The sequence below is a fragment of the Streptomyces sp. NPDC001678 genome (assembly GCF_042892945.1).
Taxonomy (GTDB): Bacteria; Actinomycetota; Actinomycetes; order Streptomycetales; family Streptomycetaceae; genus Streptomyces.
Genome location: NZ_JBIAUP010000004.1, coordinates 259,842 through 281,118 on the forward strand (window position 1 = coordinate 259,842; position 21,277 = coordinate 281,118).

General features: G+C 75.8%; 14 protein-coding genes. 6 read left to right on the top strand and 8 right to left on the bottom strand.

The genetic code is table 11. From position 1 onward, the window contains the following. The first annotated feature begins 36 nt into the window (after positions 1-36). From ACFYZR_RS10565 to ACFYZR_RS10585, 5 genes are all read left to right on the top strand, one after another. Positions 37-1,350 carry a KR domain-containing protein gene (locus ACFYZR_RS10565; protein WP_391907914.1) on the top strand — a complete coding sequence of 438 codons (1,314 nt, stop codon included), beginning with the start codon at positions 37-39 and terminating at the stop codon, positions 1,348-1,350. 92 nt (positions 1,351-1,442) lie between these two features. Next, complete coding sequence (locus ACFYZR_RS10570; protein ID WP_391907917.1) at positions 1,443-2,768, top strand: HEAT repeat domain-containing protein; 1,326 nt, start codon at positions 1,443-1,445, stop codon at positions 2,766-2,768. A gap of 46 nt (positions 2,769-2,814) precedes the next feature. Next, complete coding sequence (locus ACFYZR_RS10575; protein ID WP_391907919.1) at positions 2,815-3,486, top strand: DUF6073 family protein; 672 nt, start codon at positions 2,815-2,817, stop codon at positions 3,484-3,486. A 111-nt stretch (positions 3,487-3,597) separates the two neighbouring features. Next, positions 3,598-5,697, top strand: a complete 2,100-nt coding sequence (locus tag ACFYZR_RS10580) for an SRPBCC domain-containing protein (RefSeq protein WP_391907922.1) — start codon at positions 3,598-3,600, stop codon at positions 5,695-5,697. Positions 5,698-5,699: 2 nt separating this feature from the next. Beyond that, a complete protein-coding gene (locus ACFYZR_RS10585; protein ID WP_391908551.1) occupies positions 5,700-6,722 on the top strand; it encodes a methyltransferase in 1,023 nt (340 codons plus the stop codon). A gap of 70 nt (positions 6,723-6,792) precedes the next feature. On the opposite strand, the gene ACFYZR_RS10590 is transcribed toward ACFYZR_RS10585, so the two are convergent. From ACFYZR_RS10590 to ACFYZR_RS10625, 8 genes are all read right to left on the bottom strand, one after another. Further along, positions 6,793-7,146 (bottom strand): hypothetical protein, encoded by a 354-nt coding sequence (locus ACFYZR_RS10590; protein ID WP_391907925.1) that lies wholly within the window; start codon positions 7,144-7,146, stop codon positions 6,793-6,795. 62 nt (positions 7,147-7,208) lie between these two features. Continuing rightward, positions 7,209-7,649, bottom strand: coding sequence for an acyl-CoA thioesterase (locus tag ACFYZR_RS10595; RefSeq protein WP_391907928.1), 441 nt, complete (start codon positions 7,647-7,649; stop codon positions 7,209-7,211). Then, a complete protein-coding gene (locus ACFYZR_RS10600) occupies positions 7,646-14,122 on the bottom strand; it encodes an SDR family NAD(P)-dependent oxidoreductase (protein WP_391907931.1) in 6,477 nt (2,158 codons plus the stop codon). Before ACFYZR_RS10600 ends, ACFYZR_RS10595 begins: the two co-directional genes overlap by 4 nt. Further along, entirely contained in the window at positions 14,119-15,102 is a 984-nt protein-coding gene (locus tag ACFYZR_RS10605) for an enediyne biosynthesis protein UnbU (RefSeq protein ID WP_391907934.1), read from the bottom strand. Before ACFYZR_RS10605 ends, ACFYZR_RS10600 begins: the two co-directional genes overlap by 4 nt. 51 nt (positions 15,103-15,153) lie before the next feature. Then, a complete protein-coding gene (locus ACFYZR_RS10610; protein WP_391907937.1) occupies positions 15,154-17,067 on the bottom strand; it encodes a CRTAC1 family protein in 1,914 nt (637 codons plus the stop codon). Positions 17,068-17,262: 195 nt separating this feature from the next. Further along, positions 17,263-18,249, bottom strand: a complete 987-nt coding sequence (locus ACFYZR_RS10615) for a DUF1702 family protein (protein ID WP_391907940.1) — start codon at positions 18,247-18,249, stop codon at positions 17,263-17,265. A gap of 199 nt (positions 18,250-18,448) precedes the next feature. Then, a complete protein-coding gene (locus ACFYZR_RS10620) occupies positions 18,449-19,213 on the bottom strand; it encodes an SDR family NAD(P)-dependent oxidoreductase (protein ID WP_391907942.1) in 765 nt (254 codons plus the stop codon). Between the two features lie 50 nt (positions 19,214-19,263). Further along, positions 19,264-19,977 carry a winged helix-turn-helix transcriptional regulator gene (locus ACFYZR_RS10625; protein ID WP_391907945.1) on the bottom strand — a complete coding sequence of 238 codons (714 nt, stop codon included), beginning with the start codon at positions 19,975-19,977 and terminating at the stop codon, positions 19,264-19,266. Positions 19,978-20,093: 116 nt separating this feature from the next. On the opposite strand from ACFYZR_RS10625, the gene ACFYZR_RS10630 reads away from it, so the two are divergent. Beyond that, complete coding sequence (locus ACFYZR_RS10630) at positions 20,094-21,170, top strand: methyltransferase (protein ID WP_391907948.1); 1,077 nt, start codon at positions 20,094-20,096, stop codon at positions 21,168-21,170. Positions 21,171-21,277 lie beyond the last annotated feature (107 nt).

Below are 21,277 nucleotides of genomic sequence, written 5' to 3' on the forward strand. Positions count from 1 at the left end.
CACCCACTGAACCCACCGACCTTCACCGGAGGCGCCATGGACAGCGCTGACGCGGCGGACGCGCGGGCCGTACGGGACGCGCGGGCCGTACGGGCGTTCCGGCCGGTTCCCGTGCGGGTGGGCGACGGCGGGCCCCCGGCGTCCGCCGCCTTCCGCTGGGACGTGACCGGCGACCCCCGGGACCCGCTCGCCGTCGCCCTGCGGCACGCGTCCCGCCGGGACGCCGAGCCCGCCGTCGCCGTCGTCCTCGGCACCGCGCACCGGGCCGGGGACAGCGCCCTGCTGCTGGAGGGGATCGCTCGCGCGAGCGCGGGCGGCGGGCGGCGGCTGGTGCTGCTGCACCGGGGCGCCGGGGGCGGGAGCCTGCTGCGCTCGGCGGCGCTGGAGTCGCCGGGGCTGCGGGTCGCCGCCCTCGAACTGCCCGTACGGGACGCCGGTCCCGGCCTCCCCGCCAGGATCGCCCGCCTCGCGCACGGCGCCGCCCCCGGTGCCGAGCTGCGGGTGGCGGGGGACGGCCGGGTCACCCGTACCGGCTGGCGCGCCGCCGGGCTGCCCGAGCCGCCGGTGCCGCCGGACGGCCCGGCCAGGCCGGGCGGCGTCGCGCTGGTCACCGGCGGTCTGGGCGGCCTCGGGCTGCGGGCAGCCGCCGTGCTGTCGGCGGTGCGCTGCTACCGTCCCGTCCTCCTCGACACCACCGCCCCCGGGGAGCTGCCGCGCCGCCCGGCCGCGCTGCTGCGCCGGCTGTGCGAGGCCCCGCCCGGCGCCGACGTGCTGACCGTCGACGTCACCGACCACCGGGCGGTCGCCCGGACGCTGGGCCGGATCCCCCTGCCCGTACGGGCCGTGGTGCACTGCGCGGGTGTCGTCGCGGGCGGGCCGGTCGCCCTCGCCCGGCCCCGGGACCTGGACGCCCTCGCGGCCCCCAAGGCCGAGGGGCTCGGCACGGTGCTCGACGCCCTCGACCCCGGCGCGCTACGGCACCTGGTCGTCTTCGGCTCGGTGACCGCGCGGGTGGCGCACCGGCAGCTGGGGGGCTACGGGCTGGCCAACGAGCTGCTGCGGCGGGAGGCGCTGCGCCGGGCGGCGACCTTGCCCCGCTGTGCGACGGTGGTGGCCGAGTGGTCGCTGTGGAGCGGGGCGGGCCAGGCGCATGAGATGGGTGCCGTGGGGCAGGCCCGGCGGATGGGCATGGCGCCCGTGCCGCTGGCGCCGGGCATGGTCGCGTTGTTGCGGCTGCTGCGGTGGCCGGCGGGGGCGCGGGCGGCCGGCGCGGTCGTCCTCACGGGGCCGGGCGAGGACCGCACTTTCCCGCCGGAGGGTCCCGACGAGTGGGACAACAGCCCAACTTGAGAGAAGGCAAGCGGCCCGGGGTCGCATAACTTACCGATAGCGAGTTCTCCCTCTGCCGGTCCCGACCGGCTCTGTCGGAAGGAAGCTCACACATGGCTATCGACTTGTGCAACAAGTCCCCGGCCTCGCTGGCCGAGGGCGACCCCGGCTCCTGGGCCAAGGCGGCCCCCGAGGACCCGGTCCTGCTGGAGGACCTCGGCACCGAGCAGCGCGACGCGCTCAACTTCGCCTACCGCACCACGCTCAGCAACGTCGACCCGCGCTTCGTCGCCGGCGACCCGGCCGCCTGGGCGAGCGACTTCGGCTACGCGCTGGACCGGGTGGCGATCCGGCTGGACAACCGCAGCAACGACGAGCTGCGCGAGCAGGCGCTGAACCACCCCGACCCGGCCATGCGCGAGCAGGCCCTGTTCGAGTACGCGGACCGCGACCACGCGGACGCCATCGACCTGCTGGCCCAGGCCGTCCTCCACGACACCGACCGCCAGGTGCGCTGGGACGCGCTGTGGGCCGTGGAGAAGCTGGGCGGCGCGCGGGCGGTGGCGACGCTCCAGACGTTCCGAGGAGACCCGGACCCCGAGATCGCCGAGTGGTCGAGGCTGTTCATCAGCGAACTCCAGACCGGCGACCCGGCCTTCGACGGCCGCGAGGGCCGCCACACCCCGGGCCGCACCTTCGACGAGACGATCTTCCTGCTGATCCACTGCGATCTGTACGTCCGGCTGGACGACTCGAACCAGCACTGGGGCAAGATCTCCCTGGCGCCCCAGGGCCTGGCGAGGGTCTACGGCCAGGCCCACGCCTGCCCCAACGTCGCCACCCGCGAGAGGCAGCTCGTCATCGCCAAGACCATCGCCGGCCTCCACACCGACGGGTCCCCGCACGTCGACAACTACCTCTTCCGCGGCTTCACCGACCGCAGCCGCCGCGACCGCGGCAACTTCTTCTTCGAGTCGCTGGTGCCCCGGCCGTTCTTCAAGTCCGGCCGCGCCGACGACCCGTCCCAGGGCGTGCGCCAGGCCAACATCGGCTTCGCCCGCTACGGCACCTGGCACCTGGAGCCCCGCTTCCGGGTCCACGACGAGTACGCGATCCGCTACGTCCGCGGCCGCTTCCAGGGCTGGGGGCACGTCAACCTCGGCCGGATCGCGGGCAGGCCGCTGGAGGAGGTGCTCACCCCGGGCAACGGCGTGCTGTCCACGCTCCACGACCCCGAGGCCGGCCCGATGACCAACGCCTTCATCCTCGGCACGTTCAAGGGCAAGCTCAACGACTGGGACGGCGACGGCGTCATCGACCTCAACTCCCGCGACGTGTACTCGACCGTCGACGGCGAGATCGACTCCGACCAGGACGGCGTCCCCGACGAGCCCGGTCTGACCTGCTGCGACTGGACCGTACGGCAGCCCCTGCCCTGACGCGCCGCGGCGCGCTTCCGTCTTCCACCGCCCTGAAAGGGGAGAGATGTCCGCTCCGACGCAGCGGCCGTCCGTGGTCTATGGCCGCCCGGTCACCACGGACGGTGTGCGCAACCTGTACTCCGGCACCAGCGTGAAACCCTGGACCCCGCCGGTTCCCGGCATCGACAACCTCGGCATCACCTCGGTCGACACCTTCGCCGTCCCCGGTGTCGGCGAGTACACGGTGCCCTTCGACGGCTACGTCCGCGTGGTGCGCTCGCAGCCGACGTCCGAGGAGTGGTCGAAGGCCGAGGTGTACACCAACCTCATCGAGATGAAGATGGAGGGCTCCTGCGAGGAGCTCGGCCGCATCACGGTCGTCCTCAACCCGGACTGCCTGTCGACCGGCCAGATCCGCACCCCCTTCGACCCGTACGCGGGCGAGGGACCGGCCGCCAAGGCGTGCCGCATGGCCGTCGGCGCCATCTTCGACATGCCCAAACTGGGCCTGCGGCTGGCCAACAAGGAGCCGATCATCCTCACGATCGACGACGTCCGCCAGATCCCGCCCGCCGGCTCGCCCGGCAAGGGGCAGATCTACCGGATGCTGCCGCTGCACGACATCGAGCGGATGGACGACTCGCCGGTCGCGTACGTCACCAGCCTGCGCTTCACCATGGGCGGCTACCTGCCCTGGGAGCGGTTCGGGCCCGAGTACAAGGAGTTCGGCAAGTAGGCACGTAGGCGCCCCCCGGCGGTCCGCTGTATGTCATCCGCGGGCGCGTCGTGGCCGGTCGCGCAGTTCCCCGCGCCCCTTCGGGGCGCTCCCCCTTCCAGGAAGGTGCCCATGACGCCCGCCGACCCCCGTCCGCGCGGCCTCGCCCGCGAGTCCGCCGCCTTCCCGCCGCTGGGCGGCAGCGCCCGTCCCGTCGCCCAGGACCGGTGGGAACGGCTGGTCAGCACCGTCGCCCTGCCCGAGCCGCCGGAGGCCGTGTGGGCCGCGCTCACCGAGCCGGACCGGGTGGCGCGCTGGCTGGCGGTCTGCCGGGGGCCGTGGGCGGTCGCCGGGCGGGAGTCGACGCTGGACTTCGAGGACGGCGAGTTCTTCTGGTGCCGCACCCTGAGCGCGATCGCGCCGCGGGGGCACCGGGCGGGCTCGCTGCGCCTGCTGTGGCGCTGGGTGGGCGTGGGCCCGGCCACGGCGGTGACCTGGACGGTCGCGCCCGGGGACACGGGCGGTGGCACGACGGTCACCGTCGTCGAGGAGGCCGACAACCCGCCCTCCGACTGGCGGTCCTGGAACGGCATGGGCTGGCCCGGCATCCTCGACCAGCTCGCGGCCCATCTGCGCACCGGCACCACCTGGCGCTGGCCGTGGCGCCGGGTCGGCCCGTACCTCCAGATCCCCCTGCCCGTGCCCGCCTACCGGGCCTGGCAGGAGCTCACCTCCCCGGCGGGCGTCCAGCACTGGCTCCAGCGCTCCACCGGCGCCCTAGAACCCGGCGGCGAACTCGGCCTGATCATGGGGGACGCCAGCGGCACCGTCCGGATGCGGGTGACCCGGATGGTGGACGCCGCCCAGGAATTCCCCTCCTACCTCCCCTACCTGGAGTTCGAACTGCGCCGGCCCGCGTGGACGGCGGCGCTCGGCGGCCGGCTGTGGATCGAGCCGGCGGGCCTCGCGTCCTCGCTGCTCCAGGTGTGCCACTTCGGCTGGGAGAACCTCGACATCGCCGACCCACTCACGGAACGCCGGATCCTCACCGGCTACTGGACGGCGGCGGCGGACCGCGCCCGCGCGCTGTTCCTCCCGCAGGGCCCGGCGGCGGGCCCGCACGGCTGGTCGATGGGGAGCGGGCAGCCCCTGGGGATGCCGGAGGGGCTGGACCCGCTGGCTGTCCAGGACTTCCTGGGCCGGGCCGTCGGCGACCTCGGCGCGGCCATGTCCGGGGTGCTGGTCGCGCTGGGCGTACGGCTGGGGCTGTTCACCGCGCTGGGCACGGGCGGGCCGGCCACGGCGACCGAACTCGCCGGGCGCACCGGCCTGTCGGAGCGCCATCTGCTGGAGTGGCTGCGCGGCCTGGCGAGCGCCGGCTATCTCGACCACGACCGCGCCGACGACCGCTTCACGCTGCCCCCGGCGCACGCGGCCGTCCTCGCCTTCGAGGACTCGCCCGTCCATCTCGCCCCCGGCTTCGAGCTGCTGCCCCCGCTGGCGGCGGCCGTGGAGGACGTCGCCGAGGACTTCCGCACGGGCAAGGGCGTCGACCGGGGCGCCTACTCCGAGCGGCTGTTCGCCGCCATGGAGCGGATGAGCGCGACCTGGCTGGACACCGAGCTCACCGAGCGGTGGATCCCCGCCGTCCCCGGGCTGGCGCCCGCGCTGGAGAAGGGCGGGACGGTGGCGGACATAGGCTGCGGCGGCGGCCTGGCACTGGTCAGGCTGGCGAGGCGGTTCACCGACTGCCGCCTGACCGGCTACGACCTCCACGAGCCGAACGCACGCCGCGCGGACGAGGCCGCCCGCGCGGCGGGCGTGGACGGCCGGGTGACGATCGAGACGACGGACGCGACGACGGCACTGGCGGACACCGGACCGCTCACGCTGGTCACCATGTTCGACGTCCTCCACGACGCGGCCGCGCCCGAGGAGTTGCTGCGGACGGTACGGGGGGCGCTCGATCCGGAGCACGGCGTCCTGCTCGTCCTGGAGTCGCTGTCGGCGGACGACCCCGCCGACAACACCGGCCCCCAGGCCACCGTCCTCTACGCCACCAGCACCCTCTACTGCCTGCCCACCGCGCTGGCCGACGGCGCCCCCGGGCTGGGCACCCTGGGCCTGCCACCGGCGGAGCTCCACCGGCTCGCGGAGGCGGCGGGCTTCGGACGCGTCGAACGGATCCCGACGGCGAGCCCGTTCAACGCCCTGTACGCGCTGCGGCCGTGACCATGGACGAGGCCTTCGCTCGGCTCCTGGCCCTGAAGGACACGATGACCCCATGGGCCCTGCGGGCCGTGGCGACCCTCGGCGTCCCCGACCTGCTCGCCGACGGCGAGCTCGGGGTCGCCGAGCTGGCCCGGCGCACCGGCGTCGTACCGGACGCCCTGCACCGGGTCCTACGACTACTGACGGCCCGCGGCGTCTTCACGGAACCCGCCCCCGGCGCCTACGGCCCCACTTCCCTCTCCCGGCTGCTGGAGTCCGGCGGCCGCCCCATGAGCATGGGCCCCTGGCTCGACCTCGAGGGCGCCATCGGGCGCGGCGACCGCGCCTGCGTCCACATCCTGGAGGCGCTGCGCACCGGCCGACCCGTGTACGAGCGGGTCTACGGGCGCCCCGTCTGGGAGGACCTGGCGGCGGACCCGGCACTGGGCGCGTCGTTCGACGCGGCGATGGCGGCCCGCGCCGCCGCGCTCGCCCCGGCGGTGGCCGCCGGGTACGACTGGTCGACGGCCCGCCACGTCCTCGACGCGGGCGGCGGCACGGGCACCGTCCTCGCGGAAGTCCTGCGCGCCCACCCCCACTTGCGGGGCACGCTCCTGGACCGCGCCCCGGCCGTGACGGCGGCCCGCGCCGACTGGGGCGGCACCGCCGAGGGGCGCCGCTGCGCCTTCACGTCGGGAAGCTTCTTCGACGCCCTCCCGGCCGGCGCCGATGTGATCCTGCTGGTGAACGTGGTCCACGACTGGCCGGACGAACACGCCGGCGCCCTCCTGCGCCGCTGCTCGGAGGCCCTGCCCCCGGGCGGCCACGTCCTGATCACCGAGCACCTGCGCGAGGGCGACGGCGGCGCCAGCACCAGCGCCGGCCTGCTGGAGCTGGACCTCGTCATGCTGCTGGTCTACGGCGGACGCGAGCGCGACGCCGACGAGCTCCGGGAGCTGGGGGAACGGGCGGGGTTGCGGCTGAACGGGGTGACACCGATGCCGGGCGGGCTGGGTCTGCTGGACTTCGTCCCCGCCCCGCCCTGAAAAGCCCGGCGAAGCATGCCCGGCCACACCTGGTATCGCCTGAGTGGGACCGATGGTGGGCACAGTCGGCTTATGCCGGTGCCTTGTACGTCCTTCCGCTGCCCGACGCCTTGGCGTGCAACCCGGTGGCGAGGTCGGCGAAGTCGATCGCGGCCTGCCGGGCCTCCTCGTCGTCCGCGATGTCGGCCAGGGACTGGGTCCACCAGTGATACAGGAAGGCCTCGAACAGGGCGCCGTCCGGAACAGTGACCAGCTCGGCGTCGAACTCGCCGTGAAGCTCCTCGCGCAGGTGCGCGCGAATGCCACCGACCGTGTGCGGGACGTCCGGTCCGCGATAACCGCTCTCGTCACGGGCCTGCCGGATCGCCACCGCCCACTCCGGAGTCGGCGCCGCGGTCACGCCGTCTTCTGTGGTGTCGTCCATGACGGGAAGTATCACGCGCCTCCGACCCGCGTCGCAGGGTTTCGGGCGCCTCCCGGCTCGGTTCACCCGTACTGGAACGGCTTCAGTGCGGCCAGCAGTTCCTCCGGTACCGGCTCGGGCTCCATGACGCCGCCGTCGCCGGTGCGGCGCATGCAGGCGACGGTCTGGTGGCCGCGGGCCACCAGTTCCGGCGGGCTGCCGGGGCGCACGTAGTCGAAGGCCATCTCGATGCGGTTGCCGGCGAGGTGGCGCAGCGACATGTGGACGTCGATCTCGTCCAGTGCCCGGCATTCGCGCAGGTACTCCATGTCGCAGGAGACCGTGACGAGCGTGAGACCGTGGGCGAAGGCCGCGACCGTGCCCGGCGCGTGCTCGGCCAGGAAGCGCTCGCGGCAGTGGCCCTGCCAGCGCACGTAGTGGGCGAAGTAGACGTTGCCGGCGAGGTTGGTCTCCTCGAACGGGACGTGGTGGCGGTGGACGTAGGTGCGCCGGGCAGGGGTCATGCGCGGCTCCCGGCGGCCCGGGCCCGTACGGACCGCGGTACGCGGACGGGCGGCGCGGTGCCGACCGCCACCGCGACCGGGGCGGACAGACCGGCGACGCGGACGACGACGGTGGCGACGGCCAGGTCGCCGGCCCGCAGCAGCACCCAGCCGTCGGCGGCCGTGCGCTCCACGCGCAGCGGGGCGTCCGGGCGGGCGCCGAGCGCGAGCAGGGCCTGGCGGCATGTCAGCAGGCGGGCGTAGCCGTGGCCCGGCTCCCCGCCCGTCGCCCGGTCCGCCTCCTCGGCCACGGCGGCCGCGCGGGGGCCCAGCAGGTCCCGCCAGCGCTCGGGGGGCGCGTCGGGCACGGGCGCCCAGTCCACGGCCACGGGCCGGCCGGCGACGGCGACCAGGGCCCGGTCGCCCAGGTGGGCGGCGCGGCGGAAGCCGTCCGCGGCGACGGGTACACCGTCGGCCGTGGCACCGACCGCGAGATCCACCCCGGCCTCGGGCAGCAGGCCGTCCAGGCTGCGGGTGAGGTACGGGCCGAGCAGTTCGGCGGGCCAGGGCGCGCCGGCGGGCCGGGGCAGCGGGCCGACGTCCTTCAGCCGCAGGCCGTGCCACGTCTCCAGGACCGTCCCTGCGGCGTCCTCCACGCGCACGTCGTAGCGGTAGCCGTCGGCGTCGTGCGCCGTCTCGTGCGCGTGCACCACCACAGCGCCCTCCCCGGGCGCCGGGCCGTGGAAGCGGACGGCGTCCGCGCCCACCGGCAGCACCCGCCGGTGCGGCACACAGCCCTGGAGCACGTGCACGTACGCGTCACGCAGCGCCGCGTCACCCAGCAGCAGCCTCGGGCTGTGGAAGCCGCTGAACCACTCCCCCGTGCCGCCCGCCGCCACCTCGGCCACGCAGCGGCGGCCGCTGAGCCGCCGGTAGCGCACCAGGCGGCGGAAGCGCGGGCCGTGGAAGAACAGTTCGCCGTAGTGCGGCGAGCGCGCGGCGTCCGCGCGGACGGGGGCCGCCGGCGGGCCGGCCGGCGCCTCACCCGTGCGGTACACCGCGCGGAAGTGGTCGGCCGCGAAGCCCGTCTCGTCGCTGCGCACCACCGCGACCACCGTGCCGTCGTCGTGGCGGAGCGCGGCGACGCGGACGGTGCGGGAGCCGTCCGGCGGCACGGTGACCGGCCGTTCGAAGGCGGCTTCGGAGACGGTGAGGACGGTGTCGTGCCCGGTGACGGCGGCCGCCGCCTGGGCCATGGCCTCCAGGCCGACGACGGCGGGCAGCAGGGGCACGCCATCGAGGGCGTGGTCGGCCAGGTACGGGTCGTTGCCCAGGCCCACGCGGGCGTCGGCCACCACCTCCACGCCCGGCTGGTGCACCAGCGGCCGCTCCAGGAACCGCAGCAGCGGCAGCGACTCGTCGGCGTACCGCAGCGTCCCGGCGCGGGGCAGCCGCCCGGCGACCAGCACCGACGGCGGCAGGTCCGGGGCGGCGAGCAGGGACAGCAGGATCCTCGTGCCGTCGGCCACGGGGATCGGGGCGACGCCCTGGCGGCGCAGCGTCTCGACGGCCCCGAGCCGCTGGGCCATGCCCGCGCCCTCCCACTGCGACCATTCGACGGTCAGGCAGAGGCAGTGCGGCAGGGCCGCGCCGAGTTCCTCGACGCGGCGTCGCATCAGGTCGTTGGCGAGGGCGTAGTCGGCCTCGCCCGGCAGCCCGATCCGGGCGATCACCGACCCGTAGGCCACGAGGAGGCGCAGCCGCCCGGTGTCCACGGCGGCGAGGACCGCGTCCAGCCCGGCCCGCTTGGGCGCGCAGGCGGCGCGCAGCCGCTCTGGGGTGACGGTCTCCAGCCGCCCGGGTTCGTTGCGCCCGGCGCAGTGGAGGACGGCGGTGACGGGACCGAGGCGCGCCTCGGCCTCGGCGACGCGGCGGCGGACGGCGGCGGGGTCGGTGACGTCGGCCGTGAGGTACAGCGCGGTCACTTTCTCGTCGGCGAACCGCCGTAGCCATGTGCCGACTTCGGCGTCGTCGCCGGGCGCGCCGCGCCCCAGCAGGGCGAGGCGTGCCCCGGTGGCGCGGGCGAGGGCGAGCGCCGACTCGGCGCCGATGCCCTTGGCACCGCCGGTCACCAGGCAGACGTCGCCGGGCCCGAGGGGGACCGCGGCGGCGTCGGGCAGTGGCAGGGGACGGAGTTCGGTGACGGGCGCGTGGGGGCGTCCGGTGTCGTCGAGGACGATCTCGGCGTAGCCGCTGACGCCGCGCGCCGCGGCCTCGACGGCGGCCTGCCGTATGCCGTCGGGGTGGGGCGGCGCGTCCACGACGAGGCAGGGCTTGCCGGGACGTTCGGCGACGACCGAGCGGGCGATGACGTCGCCGACGGTGCGGTGGTGGAGGAGGAGAACCGGTTCCTCGCCGGTCGCGGCGGCGTGGAGGGCGGCCACGCACTCCACGGGCGTGGGGTCGGGCGGCAGGGCGACGACGGTGGCGGGGACGGCACCGTCCCTGGTGGGGAAGGCGGCACGGATGGCGTCGGCGAGGGGGTGGTCGTCGGGGACGAGGTGGGTCCAGGTGTGGGCGGTCCCGCGGCCCGGCGCGGTGGTGGCCGGGCGGGGTACGAGGCGGTGGGTGAAGGCCCGCACCCAGGGGGCGACGCCTTCGACGGGCGCGTCGTCCTCGCCCCGGGACTCCGGCAACGCGGCGATGTGCGCGGCGAGTCCCGCCACGCTGGCGGTGACGAGCGCCCCGGTGTCGACGGGCGCCTCCCGCCCGAGCGCGCGGGCGGCTTCGGCGGCGATCTGGGCGAGGCGGAGGGAGTTCACGTGGAGGTCGGAGAGGAGGAGGTCGTCGTCGCGGATGGCGTCGGGGGGGAGTTCGAGGGCGGTGGCAATGAGCGTGCGGATGGTGGTGAGGGGGCCGCCCCCTCCTCCCGCCGGGGGCTCCGCCCCCGGGCCCCCGAGGGGGGCACCCGCTACGCCAGCGGAATCCGCAGGCGCCGCCAGCTCTGCGTACGGGAACGCGCTGCCGGAAGGCGGCAGGACGGGGCCGCCGTCGGACAGAGGCGCGCCTACCGGCCAGGTCGAAGCACCGGCACCGGACGCTGCTGCCCCGGCCGCCCCGGCCGCCCGGACCGGCCCGCCCGGACCAGCCGGATCGGGCACGTCCGAGGCCACCGCCGGCCCGGCCCCGCCGGACGCGGGCCACACCGCGTCGTCCCGCGCCGGAACGGTCGGCGTATCGGCCTGCCCGGGCGTGCCCGGAGCCACGGCGTCGTCGACCGCGCTCACGCGCGCCCGCCCAGACCCAGACCGGCCCGGAGCGTCGGCGTCGACACCGGAAGTCGCGGCCTTCGGCTCCCGGGCCGGGCCGGACGGGCCGGACACGCCGGCCGGGCCGCCCGCGCCCGAAGGCCCGGGCGCACCGCCGGGCGCGGGCGACGCCGCGTCACCTCCTGCCGTCCAGGCCGGGGCACCGCGGTCGGAGGGTGCCGCCGCCCCGGCCGCACCACGGCCCCCGGCCTGGCCGGGCACACCCGGGCCCGGGGCGCCGACGCCGGCGCCGGAAGTCGCGGCCTTCGGCTCCCGGGCCGGCCCGGACGGGCCGGACACGCCAGCCGGGCCGCCCGCGCCCGAAGGCCCGGGCGCACCGCCGTGCGGCAGCGACTCCCCGGCTCCGCCGGGCGCCGTCGCGCCCTCGTGCGCGCTCGCGCGCGCGGGCTGCGGTGGTGCCTCGGGGGTCCGGGGGCGGAGCCCCCCGGCCTGGGAAGCGGCGGGAGCGGGCACGACGGTCTCGCACGGGTTCGTCAGGAAGACCCGGGGCCGGGTCAGGTCCAGCGGGCGGTGGAAGCGCCCCGCCGTCCACGGCCGGACGTCCGCCCCGCACGCGGCGAACAGCGCCGCCGTCGTCGCGGCCAGAGCGCCCGCGCCGCACGTGACGTCGAGCGACAGGACGGGCGCCGTCGTGTTGTCGCGGGCCAGCGCGGACAGCGTGGTGCCCGCGCCCACCTCCAGGAGGACGTCCGCGTGGCGCGCCAGCTCCCGTACCCCGTCGCCGAAGCGGACCGGTGCCGTCACCTGCTCCGTCAGCAGCGCGGCCAGGTCCGTGTCCGGCGGCAGCACCGCGGCCGTCACCGACGAGACCACCGTGCCCGAGGGCTTCCCCAGAGCCGCCTCCGCGAAGCACTTCGCCAGCTCCGGCAGCGCCGGCCGCATCGCCGCCGAGTGGAAAGCGTGTGAAACCGCGAGGGGAACGACGGCGACGCCCCGGCGTCGTGCCTCCGCCCGTACCAGTGCCAGGGACGGCACGGGCCCCGCGACGGTCAGCCGGCCGGGGCCGTTGACCGCCGCGATCACCGCGTCCGTGCCGGCCAGCAGGGCTTCCGCCGTCTCCACCGGCGCCGCCACCGCGAGCATTCCGCCGCCGTCCTCGGCGTACCGGGCCATGAGGTCGCCCCGAGCGCGGGCCAGCCGGACGGCGGCGGCCGCCGGCAGGGCCCCGGCCCAGGTCAGGGCGGTGAGTTCGCCGAGGCTGTGGCCGAGCGCCGCCCGGGCGCGGACGCCCAGGCGGTCCAGATAGCGCAGCCCGGCCAGCGAGGCCGCGACCACGGCCGGCTGGACGACAGACGTGTCGGACGTCCCGGGAGCCGACGGCGGCACCTCCGCCAACAGGTCCCCCACCGCCACGATCCGCCCCAGCGCCCCCGTGTCCACACGCCCGCCCACCGTGCCCTGCCCCGGGAAGAGCAGGCCGAGCCGGGCCGTCGGGCCCACGCCCGTGAACACCCCGGCGGCCGCGTCCCCGTGGAAACCCTGGGGCCCCTCCCCCGGCCCCCCGCCGAGCGAGCGCGCCGCCGACCTCAGTCGCTCGGCCAGTTGGTCCGGCGACGAGGCGACCACGGCCACCCGCACGCCGGCCCGCTCCCCGCACGCCAACGCCAACACCGCCGCCGCATCCGTCAGTTCCGCCTCCGACAACGACCCCGCCGTCTCCGCCAGCCGCAGCAGCCGCCCGGCCACCTCCCCGGCGTCGTCCCCGCCCACCGGGAAGACCTCCCACCCCGGCGCGGGCACATACGGCCGCGGGTACGCGTACGCCCGCCGCGCCGCCTCGGCCGCCTCCAGGACCACGTGGGCGTTGACGCCCCCGAAGCCCACGGAGTTGACGGAGGCCCGGCGGGGCAGCGCGCGCCCGGGCCAGTCCTCCGGCTCGTCGAGGGTCCGCAGTGGGGCCGTGAGCAGCGGGTGCGGGTCCTCGCAGCCGGTGGTGGGCGGCAGTACGCCGTGGTGGACGGCGAGGGCGGCCTTGATCAGCCCGGCCACACCCGCCGCCGCCTTCGTGTGGCCGATGTTCGCCTTGACGCTGCCGAGCGCCACGGAGGGCGAGGCGCCCGCCCCCAACGCTTCCCCCAGCACTGTCAGTTCCACCTCGTCGCCGACGGCCGTTCCCGTGCCGTGGCCCTCGATCAGGCCGGCCGTCGCCGGGGCGAAGCCGGCCCGTTCGTAGGCCCGGCGCAGGGCGAGGGCCTGGCCGGCGCGTTCGGGGCGGGTCAGGCCGCCGTGGCCGTCCGAGGACAGGCCCCAGCCCTCGATCAGGGCGTAGGCGCGCAGGCCCAGGCACCGGGCGTCCTCGGCGCGGGCGAGGACGAGGATGCCGCAGCCCTCGCCGGGCAGGAAGCCGGTGGGGTTCCGGTCGTAGACGCGCATCGGGCCCCGGGCGAGCGCGCCGAGGCGGGAGAAGCCGACGAGTTCGAAGGGGTCGAGGCTGAGGTCGACGCCGCCGGCCAGGGCGAGGTCGAGGTCGCCCGCCGCGAGCGCCGTGCAGGCGGTGGCGACGGAGACCAGCGAGGAGGCGCACGCGGCGTCGACGGTGTAGCCGCCGCCGTGGAAGCCGAAGTGGTTGCAGATCCGGCCGCTGATGGTGTTGGCGAGGCCGCCGGCCAGGGACTCGTCGCCGGGGACGGGGAAGGGGCTCTTGTAGAGCTCCTCCAGTTCGCGCAGCAGTTCCCTCCGTTCGTCCTCCGCGAGTCCGCGCCGGCCGAGGACCGTGTCGACCGTGCGGCGGACGTACGGCCAGCGCAGTCTTAGCAGCCCGGTGCGGGAGAACTCGCCGGTGAGGGAGTTGCCGATGACGACGCCCACCCGGTCCCGGTCGAGGCCTGCCAAGTCCTCCCCGTCCGTCATGCCCGCGTCGCGCAGCGCGGCCGCGGCGACGTCGAGGGCGAGCCAGTGGGTGAGGTCGGCGGCGCGGAAGGCGCCGCCGGGAACCCGGAAGGCCTGCCGGTCGAAGGTCCAGCCTTCCAGCACGGCCGCCCGTTCGGCGTCGATGCCGTCGCCGTCCGCCGCCGCGCCGGGCGCGTAGTCGGCGGTCCGCAGCCGTTCGGGCGGGATCCGGCGGAACGCCCGGCGCCCGGCGAGCACGGTCCGCCAGAGCTCGTCGGGGCCGTCGGCGTCGGGATAGCGACAGGCCATCCCCACGATGGCGACGGGGCGTTTCACGGAGCCTCCCGCACGACAGCAGCAGGACGAAGAGCAAGGAAACGTTTCAGCAGGGGTGCCGTCAGCGGCCGGGTCAACGGCAGCGTCACCAGCGCCAGCCAGCGCGCCACGCACACCACGGCCAGCGCGAAGAACAGGCCGAAGGTGATGTGGAGGGCCATCAGCGTCCCGTACGCGGCGGCGATCCCCAGCCCGAAGGCGAACTGACGGCGGGGCGCGAACGGCGTCGTCCCCGGGTCGCTGATCATGTAGTTGGTGTAGAGGATGAAGGCCACCCCGGTCATCGGCGACAGCGCGCCGAGCACCCAGGCGTCGGTGAACGCGGAGCGCAGCAGCGCCTGGAGGACGAAGCCGCCGGCCCAGCCCAGCAGCAGCGGCATCTTCAGGGTGAGCTTGGCGTTGAGCATCGTCCCGGCCACCAGCACCGCGAACGGAATGATCCAGCGGAGCACACCGGGTGGGTACTCGGTGAACTCGTACGGCGGGGCGATGCCCACCCAGTCGTAGATCAGCAGGGTGGCGACGATCCCGGTGTTGGACGGGTTGAGGACGTGCTGCGACTTGCCGCGCACCCGGGCGCGCACCACGTACTTGGAGCCGATGCCGACGGCGGCGGCGAACGCGATGGGCCAGAGCCGGTCGTTGGCGTAGAGCAGCATGGAGCAGGCGAGCCCGGTGATGTGTGCGGGCAGCATGAAGTCCAGGACCTGGCCGAACGGGCCGACGTAGCGCGGCCGCCGGCGGCGCACGGCGGCGTCGACGCTCTCCAGCAGCAGTTCGGTGGCGTAGGCGGTGCCGACGGCGACGAACGGGGTCGCGTACGCCTGCTCGAAGCCCAGCCAGGTCAGCCCGACGATGTTGAGGACCGTGATGGAGAGCGCGAAGCGGCGCAGGGCCTTGCTGCGGCGCTTCTCCGGGGTGAGGCCGGCGGGTTTCCCGGTGGCGGGGGTGGTCGAGGAGGCGGAGGCGGTGGTCGTCACGGGGCACCTCTTCAGAACTGTTCAGGACTCTTCGAGACTCTTCGAGGCTCTTCAGGAGAGGACGACGGTGTGGGCGCCGGGCGCCAGGGACCGGGTGGTCCGGTGCGGCCCGGCGGCGTCGCGCCAGGTGATCTCGACGGCGACCGGTCGTGCCGCGTCGGCTCCGGCCCCCAGCCCGAAGAGCAGCTCGGAGCTGTTGACACCGGTGTGCCCGTTGGCCGGCTGGAGCTGCTGGGTCAGGGTCCGGCCGTCGGCGGTGCTGACGGTGACGCGGGCGCCGATCGCCGGGGTGGTGGCCGCGCCGCCCGGCACCGCAGCGGGCACGACCGGGCGCAGCGCCAGGTAAGGCCCGGCGGTGGGGCCGGTGTTGCGGTGGTAGACGGACCGGCCCCACTGGTTGGCCACGACGATGTCGAGGCGCCCGTCGCCGTCGGCGTCGGTGAGGGCGAAGGAGCGGCTGGGCACCTTCTCGTCGAGCCCCGTCGCCTTGGCCAGGTCGGTGTAGCGGCCGTCGGCGGCGCGCACCCAGAAGCGGTTGCCGGCGGCGCCGGAGAGGTCGTCGCCGGGTTTGACGCGCGGCCAGCTCAGCGGGGAGTGGAGCAGGCTGTCGTTGGCCATGGCGAGTTCCTGGAGCTCGGGCCATTTGTTGGTGCCGCCCTTGACGAAGCCGACGGCCTGGAGGATCTGGGGGGTGCCGCTGTGGTCGAAGTCGCCGGTCTTGACGTCCCAGGACCAGCCGGAGCGGGACAGGCCCAGGTCCTCGCTGCGGTCGTGGTAGGGGGCGATGCCCTTGGCGAGGTCGGAGACCGGGCCGTTGCGGGTGAAGACGAAGTTGCTCTCCTCCAGGGCGTAGGGGAGCGTGATGTTGCTGACGAGGATGTCGGGCTCTCCGCGCCCGGTGAGGTCGGCGAAGGCGACGCCCATGCCCTTGAAGGAGTCGTGGCCGAGGACCTTCGACTTGGGGGTGGTGAAGGTCCGGCGGCCCTCGGCGAGGGCGAAGGACGGCCGGCCCGGCCGGGAGTGGTTGACCAGCAGCCGGTCGGGGCCGAAGTCGTTGGCGATGTAGAGCTCGGGCAGCCCGTCGCCGTCGAGGTCCTGGGCGCCGAGCGCCAGGGCCCAGCCGTGCCGGACGCCCGGGGGCAGGGCGTCGGGCTCGTCCTGGAAGCGGGCCTGCGGTTCCGGCCCGCTCCGGCCCGAGCGCCACAGCAGGACGTGGGTGCTGCCCGCGTTGCGGGCGTTTGACATGCCGTCCTGCATGGCCATCCGGGGGTCGTCGGCGGCCTCGGTGTCGAGGACCTTGGCGCCGTCCGGGAAGTAGTTGCCGACGATCACGTCGGGCCGGCCGTCACCGTCGACGTCGGTGAGGTTGACGGTGGTGGTGTTCCACACCCGCATGGGCGAGACGAGCTCGGTGGCGCGGAAGGCGGCGGCGGACGGCGCCACGGGTTTTCCGTCGCTGCCGGTCTTCCGCAGGAAGAGGACCGGGGAGCGGCCCCAGTAGTAGACGAGGACGCCGGTGAGCCCGCTCTGGGCGAAGTCGCCGGTGACACAGCCCATGGGGGCCATGGTGCGCGGGTTCCAGGGCAGCCCGTCCGGGGTCAGGGCGAAGGGGGCGTACCGTCCGGCGGAGCCCGGCAGGGGGCGGACGGTCACGGAGTCGTCGCGGGGGTCGACGAGGCAGACGTCGGCGTCGCGGCCGGTGCCGGCGATGTCGCCGACGGCGGCGCTCGCGCCGACGGCCGAGATCCACGCGGAGATCCGGCGCAGCGCGGGCTGCACCTGGCGCTCGGTCCGGGCTCCGGTGGGGTCGCCGTTGAGGTACTCGGTGGAGAAGCGGAAGCGCTCGGCCAGGCGGTCCCGTTCGGCCCCGGACGTGCCGGGGCGGGCGGCCGCCACGCCCAGGCAGGACGCGATCACCACGGCGACGGCGGGCGCGGCGAGCGCTCGCCATTCGATGCGGGGCATGCGGGGCATGTTCCCTCCGTTGTCGGCCGGGGCGGGCGTGGAGCGGTTCGGGCGTGAAACGGTTTCGGCCGCCGGGCAGTTCGGGCGTGGGGGCCGGTTCGGACATGGGACGCGGTTCGGGCGTGGGGGCCGGTTCGGGCGTGGGGGCCGGTTCGGGCGTGGGGCGCGGTTCGGGCGTGGGGCGCGGTTCGGGCGTCACCGGGAGGCGAGCGCGCTCCCGCTGATCAGGGCCCGCCAGGCGAGGAAGTCGCCGAGGCTGCCGTCGCCGCGCAGCTTCCGTTCCGCGTCCAGCGTCCAGCCGGCGGCCGTCACCGCGTCGACGCCCACGAGCCGGAGGACCCCCCGGTGGGTGTGCTCGGGGATGTGGCCGCCCCGGCGGCGGGCCTCGGCGGCGAAGGCGGCGCCCTGGGCCAGGTGCTGCCAGTACGGCCCGGAGCACTCGCGCAGCCGGTCCAGCTCGGCGTCGGTGGCTCCCCCGGCGTAGCAGGCGGCCAGGCCCACGCCGCTCCACAGGTGGGAGCGGCGGTCCTCCGGGAAGGCGGCGACGGTCCCGGCGATGCGGTCGGGGTCGGCCGCCTCGACGAACCACAGGCTCCGGCCGATGCCCTGGTGGCGTACGGTGCCGCCGGGCCGGGGCGGGCGCTTGCGGGCGAGCCGGGCCACGGCGGTACGCCCGCCGAAGTAGCCGTGCGAGAAGCCGAGGCCGTCCAGCGCGAGCCAGCCCAGCAGTGGGTCGAGGCCGAGCAGCCGCCGCGCCCCGGGCAGCGGCGCCTTGGCCAGGGCCCAGCCGGCGCCCACGTGGACGAGGTGGACGTAGTCCCGGCCGGGCCCCCTGAGCAGGGCGCGGACGCGGCGCCCCCGGGTGAGGGCGACGGTGTCGAGCAGGGCGCAGGCCATGCCCGCGCCCTCGTAGGCGAAGCCGCGCTCGACGGCGTCGAGGGCCGTCAGCCGCTCCTGGACGGCGGCGGGGGCCGCCGTCAGGGCCGCGTTGAAGCCGGTGAGGAAGGAACGTCCGTGGCGTTCCAGGACGCGGCGGCTCTCCGGTCTGTCGCAGGGGAAGCCGCGGACCGCGAAATCTGCCGTCTCCTCTCGGAGACTCAGCCGACGGGCCCAGCGGGGGGCCGCCGGGCCGGGCCGGGCACGGGTGCGCGAGCGGGGCGGAGCTGAAGGCTTTCCGGGCATGTGCGACCCCCGTCCTGTCCTCAAGGGTGGTGCGCCGCCGGTGAGTTCTCGGGCGCGGGTCGGCGACCGGACTCGAACACAGTGCGTATTGCTATCAGTTGTGGAAGTGACGGTCAACACATCCGGTTCGCGGCTCCGGGGATTCGGCCGAAAAGCCCGCCCGGTCCCGGCCGCCCCGGCCGCCGTTCACTGGAGCCGTTCATTGAAGCTGTTCGGCCGGGCGGAGCAGCACCTCGCCGATCGCCATGTGGCGGGGCCGGGTGACGACGTGGACGATCGTCCCGGCGACGTCCTCGGGGCGCAGCGGGGTGCCGGGGTCGAAGCCGTCGGCGAGGGCGGCGAGCACCTCGGGCCGGGAGTGGGTGGGCAGTTCGGTGGCGACGAAGCCGGGCTCGACGACGCAGACCCGCACATGGCGGCGGGCGACCTCCTGGCGCAGGGCCTCGCTGAAGCCGTTCACCCCGAATTTGGCGGCGTTGTAGAGGGCCGTGTTCGGGGTGGCGACGCGGCCGGCCAGGGAGCTGACGTTGACGACGTCGGCGACGCGCCGGGGCCCGTCGGCGGCGGCGCGCAGCAGGTGCGGCAGGGCGGCGCGGGTGACGAGGGCGGTGCCCAGCAGGTTGACGCCGACCATGCGCTGCCACTCCTCGGTGGGCGCGCCGTCGACGGGGCCGAGGAGCAGCACCCCGGCGGCGTTCACGACGACGTCCAGCCGGCCGTGGGCGGCGAGGGCCGCCTCGACGGCCGTCGTCGCGCCGGCCTCCGTGGCGAGGTCGGCCTCGGCGACGAACGCCCGGCCGCCCAGCGCCTCGACGGCCTCGGCGACCTTCAGGAGGCGGTCGCCGCGCCGGGCGACGAGCGTCACGCGGGCGCCCTCGGCGGCGAGGGCCAGGGCGGTGGCCTCGCCGATGCCGCTGGAGGCGCCGGTGACCAGGGCGGTGGTGCCCGTCAGTGCGTCGCTCACGTCGGTGATCCCTTCCTCGGGGACGACCGGCCGTGCGGCCGCCCTGTCCGTCAGCCGGGCGGGGCGGCGGCCGCGACCGCCGGGGTGCTCCCCGCGCGGGGCCGGGCGGCGTCCAGCAGCCCCATGAACTCCACGCAGCGCCGGGCGGCCTCCGGATCGCCGTCGATCCGCAGCCGGCCGGAGATCAGCGCCTCGAAGGGCGTGCGCATCTCGGCGCCGATGCTCACGAACGTCTCGGCGTCCGTGACGACGACCAGGGCCGGGGCGACGGCGGGCCCGCGCCGGGTGACGGCGCGCCCGTCGGCCACCTCGATGTGGAACGTCTCGTCGGCCACGCGGAATTCGTAGCTCTCGTCGACCTCGGGCAGCGGACGCCCGTGGATCATCGCCTGGACGGCCAGGATGCCCCAGGCGGCACGGACGGCGCCGCCGCGCGCCTCCTCCTCGCCCAGGAACGCCATCCCCCACCGGGCCAGCGCCAGCAGGGGCTCCCTGAGCTGCTCGCCGCGCGCGGTGAGGCGGTAGCGCCTGCCCCGCCCGTCGCCGGGCACGGCCGCCGATTCCAGCACCCCGCGCGCGGCGAGCGCCCGCAGCCGGTCGGAGAGCAGATTGGGACCGAGGCCGGGCAGGTTGCCCAGGATCTCGTTGAAGCGCGCCGGGCCGATGAGGAGCTCCCGGACGATGAGCAACGCCCAGCGTTCGCCGACGACATCGAGCCCGGCGGCGAGTCCGCAGAACTGCCCGTAGTTCCGTTTGCCCTTCATGACGCACCCTCAGCTTCCGCCCCCATTACTACACTTCATGGTAGCAATGGGCCCGCCGCCGCGTGAGCAACCTGGGAGAAGGCGACCTTCCGGGCCGTTCACTACAGTCGGGCGCCATGGACGGATGCGACAGCACTGCCGTGCAAGCGTTCGCCGGCCGCTTCCTGGACGACGTCAGCGGCGGGATGACCAGCGTCCTCGTCGCCCTGGGCGACCGTCTGGGCCTCTTCCGCGCGCTCGCCGACGGCGGCCCGGCGACGGGCGCGGAGCTCGCCGCCCGTGCCGGCCTGGACGAACGCCCCGTCCGCGAATGGCTCCTCGGACTTCTCAGCGCGGGCTATCTGGACGTCCGGTACACCGGCGAGGACCCCGTCTTCTCGCTGCCCCCGGAGCACGCCGCGGTGCTGGCGCACGACGACTCCCCCTTCTTCCTGGGCGGCGCGGCCGGGCTCGTGCCCGCGCTCGCCGGGATGCTGGAACCCGTCGTCGAGACGTTCCGCTCGGGCGGCGGCGTCCCGCAGGAGGCGTACCCCGAGGCCCTCTACCGGACGATGTGGCGGATGAGCGCCAGCTGGCTGGGCACCCTGCTGCTGCCCCAGTGGATCCCGGCGGTCGACGGCCTGGCCGGACGGCTGGCGGCCGACGGCCGCGTGGCCCACCTGGGCAGCGGCGGCGGCCACGCCCTCGTGCTGATCGCCGGGGCCTTCCCTCGGGCCCGCTGCACGGGCTACGACCGGCTGCGGCTCCACGTCGACCGGGCGCGCCGGGAGGCGGCGGACGCCGGGGTGGCCGACCGCGTGGAGTTCGTCCACGGCGACGCCGCCGACCTGCTGCCCGGTACGGGCGACCACGCGCTCGTCCTCGCCCTCGACGTGCTCCACGACGCCCCCGACCCGGCGGCGGCCCTCCGCGCGGTCCGGGCCGCCCTCGCCGACGACGGGGTGCTGCTCCTCCTGGAGAGCGCGGGCGCGGAGCGCGCCACGGACAACCGCGGCGCGGCGGCGGCCCTGCTGTACGGGGCGAGCGTGCTGTACAGCGTGCCGGTCTCGCTCGCTGCGAAGGGGAGGGCGCCGGGGATGCTGGGGCTGCCGACGGGAGAGTTGCGCACGCTGTGCGCGGATGCGGGGCTGCGGTCGGTGCGGCAGTTGCCACCGCCTACGCCGCTCAACGCGCTGTACGAGATCAGGCCTTGAGAGTGCCCCGAGTCCCGCGCGAGATCAGCCCCGCCGGCGTTTGAGGCGCGGGGTCTGGGGCGGAGCCCCAGGAAACGGTGAAAGGGCGGGGCTGGGGCAAAACCCAC

Excerpts from the sequence above, each read along its gene's own strand:
- ACFYZR_RS10565 (WP_391907914.1), top strand. The coding sequence starts at position 37 with ATGGACAGCGCTGACGCGGCGGACGCGCGGGCCGTACGGGACGCGCGG.
- ACFYZR_RS10570 (WP_391907917.1), top strand. The coding sequence starts at position 1,443 with ATGGCTATCGACTTGTGCAACAAGTCCCCGGCCTCGCTGGCCGAGGGC.
- ACFYZR_RS10575 (WP_391907919.1), top strand. The coding sequence starts at position 2,815 with ATGTCCGCTCCGACGCAGCGGCCGTCCGTGGTCTATGGCCGCCCGGTC.
- ACFYZR_RS10580 (WP_391907922.1), top strand. The coding sequence starts at position 3,598 with ATGACGCCCGCCGACCCCCGTCCGCGCGGCCTCGCCCGCGAGTCCGCC.
- ACFYZR_RS10585 (WP_391908551.1), top strand. The coding sequence starts at position 5,700 with ATGGACGAGGCCTTCGCTCGGCTCCTGGCCCTGAAGGACACGATGACC.
- ACFYZR_RS10590 (WP_391907925.1), bottom strand. The coding sequence starts at position 7,146 with ATGGACGACACCACAGAAGACGGCGTGACCGCGGCGCCGACTCCGGAG.
- ACFYZR_RS10595 (WP_391907928.1), bottom strand. The coding sequence starts at position 7,649 with ATGACCCCTGCCCGGCGCACCTACGTCCACCGCCACCACGTCCCGTTC.
- ACFYZR_RS10610 (WP_391907937.1), bottom strand. The coding sequence starts at position 17,067 with ATGCCCCGCATCGAATGGCGAGCGCTCGCCGCGCCCGCCGTCGCCGTG.
- ACFYZR_RS10615 (WP_391907940.1), bottom strand. The coding sequence starts at position 18,249 with ATGCCCGGAAAGCCTTCAGCTCCGCCCCGCTCGCGCACCCGTGCCCGG.
- ACFYZR_RS10625 (WP_391907945.1), bottom strand. The coding sequence starts at position 19,977 with ATGAAGGGCAAACGGAACTACGGGCAGTTCTGCGGACTCGCCGCCGGG.
- ACFYZR_RS10630 (WP_391907948.1), top strand. The coding sequence starts at position 20,094 with ATGGACGGATGCGACAGCACTGCCGTGCAAGCGTTCGCCGGCCGCTTC.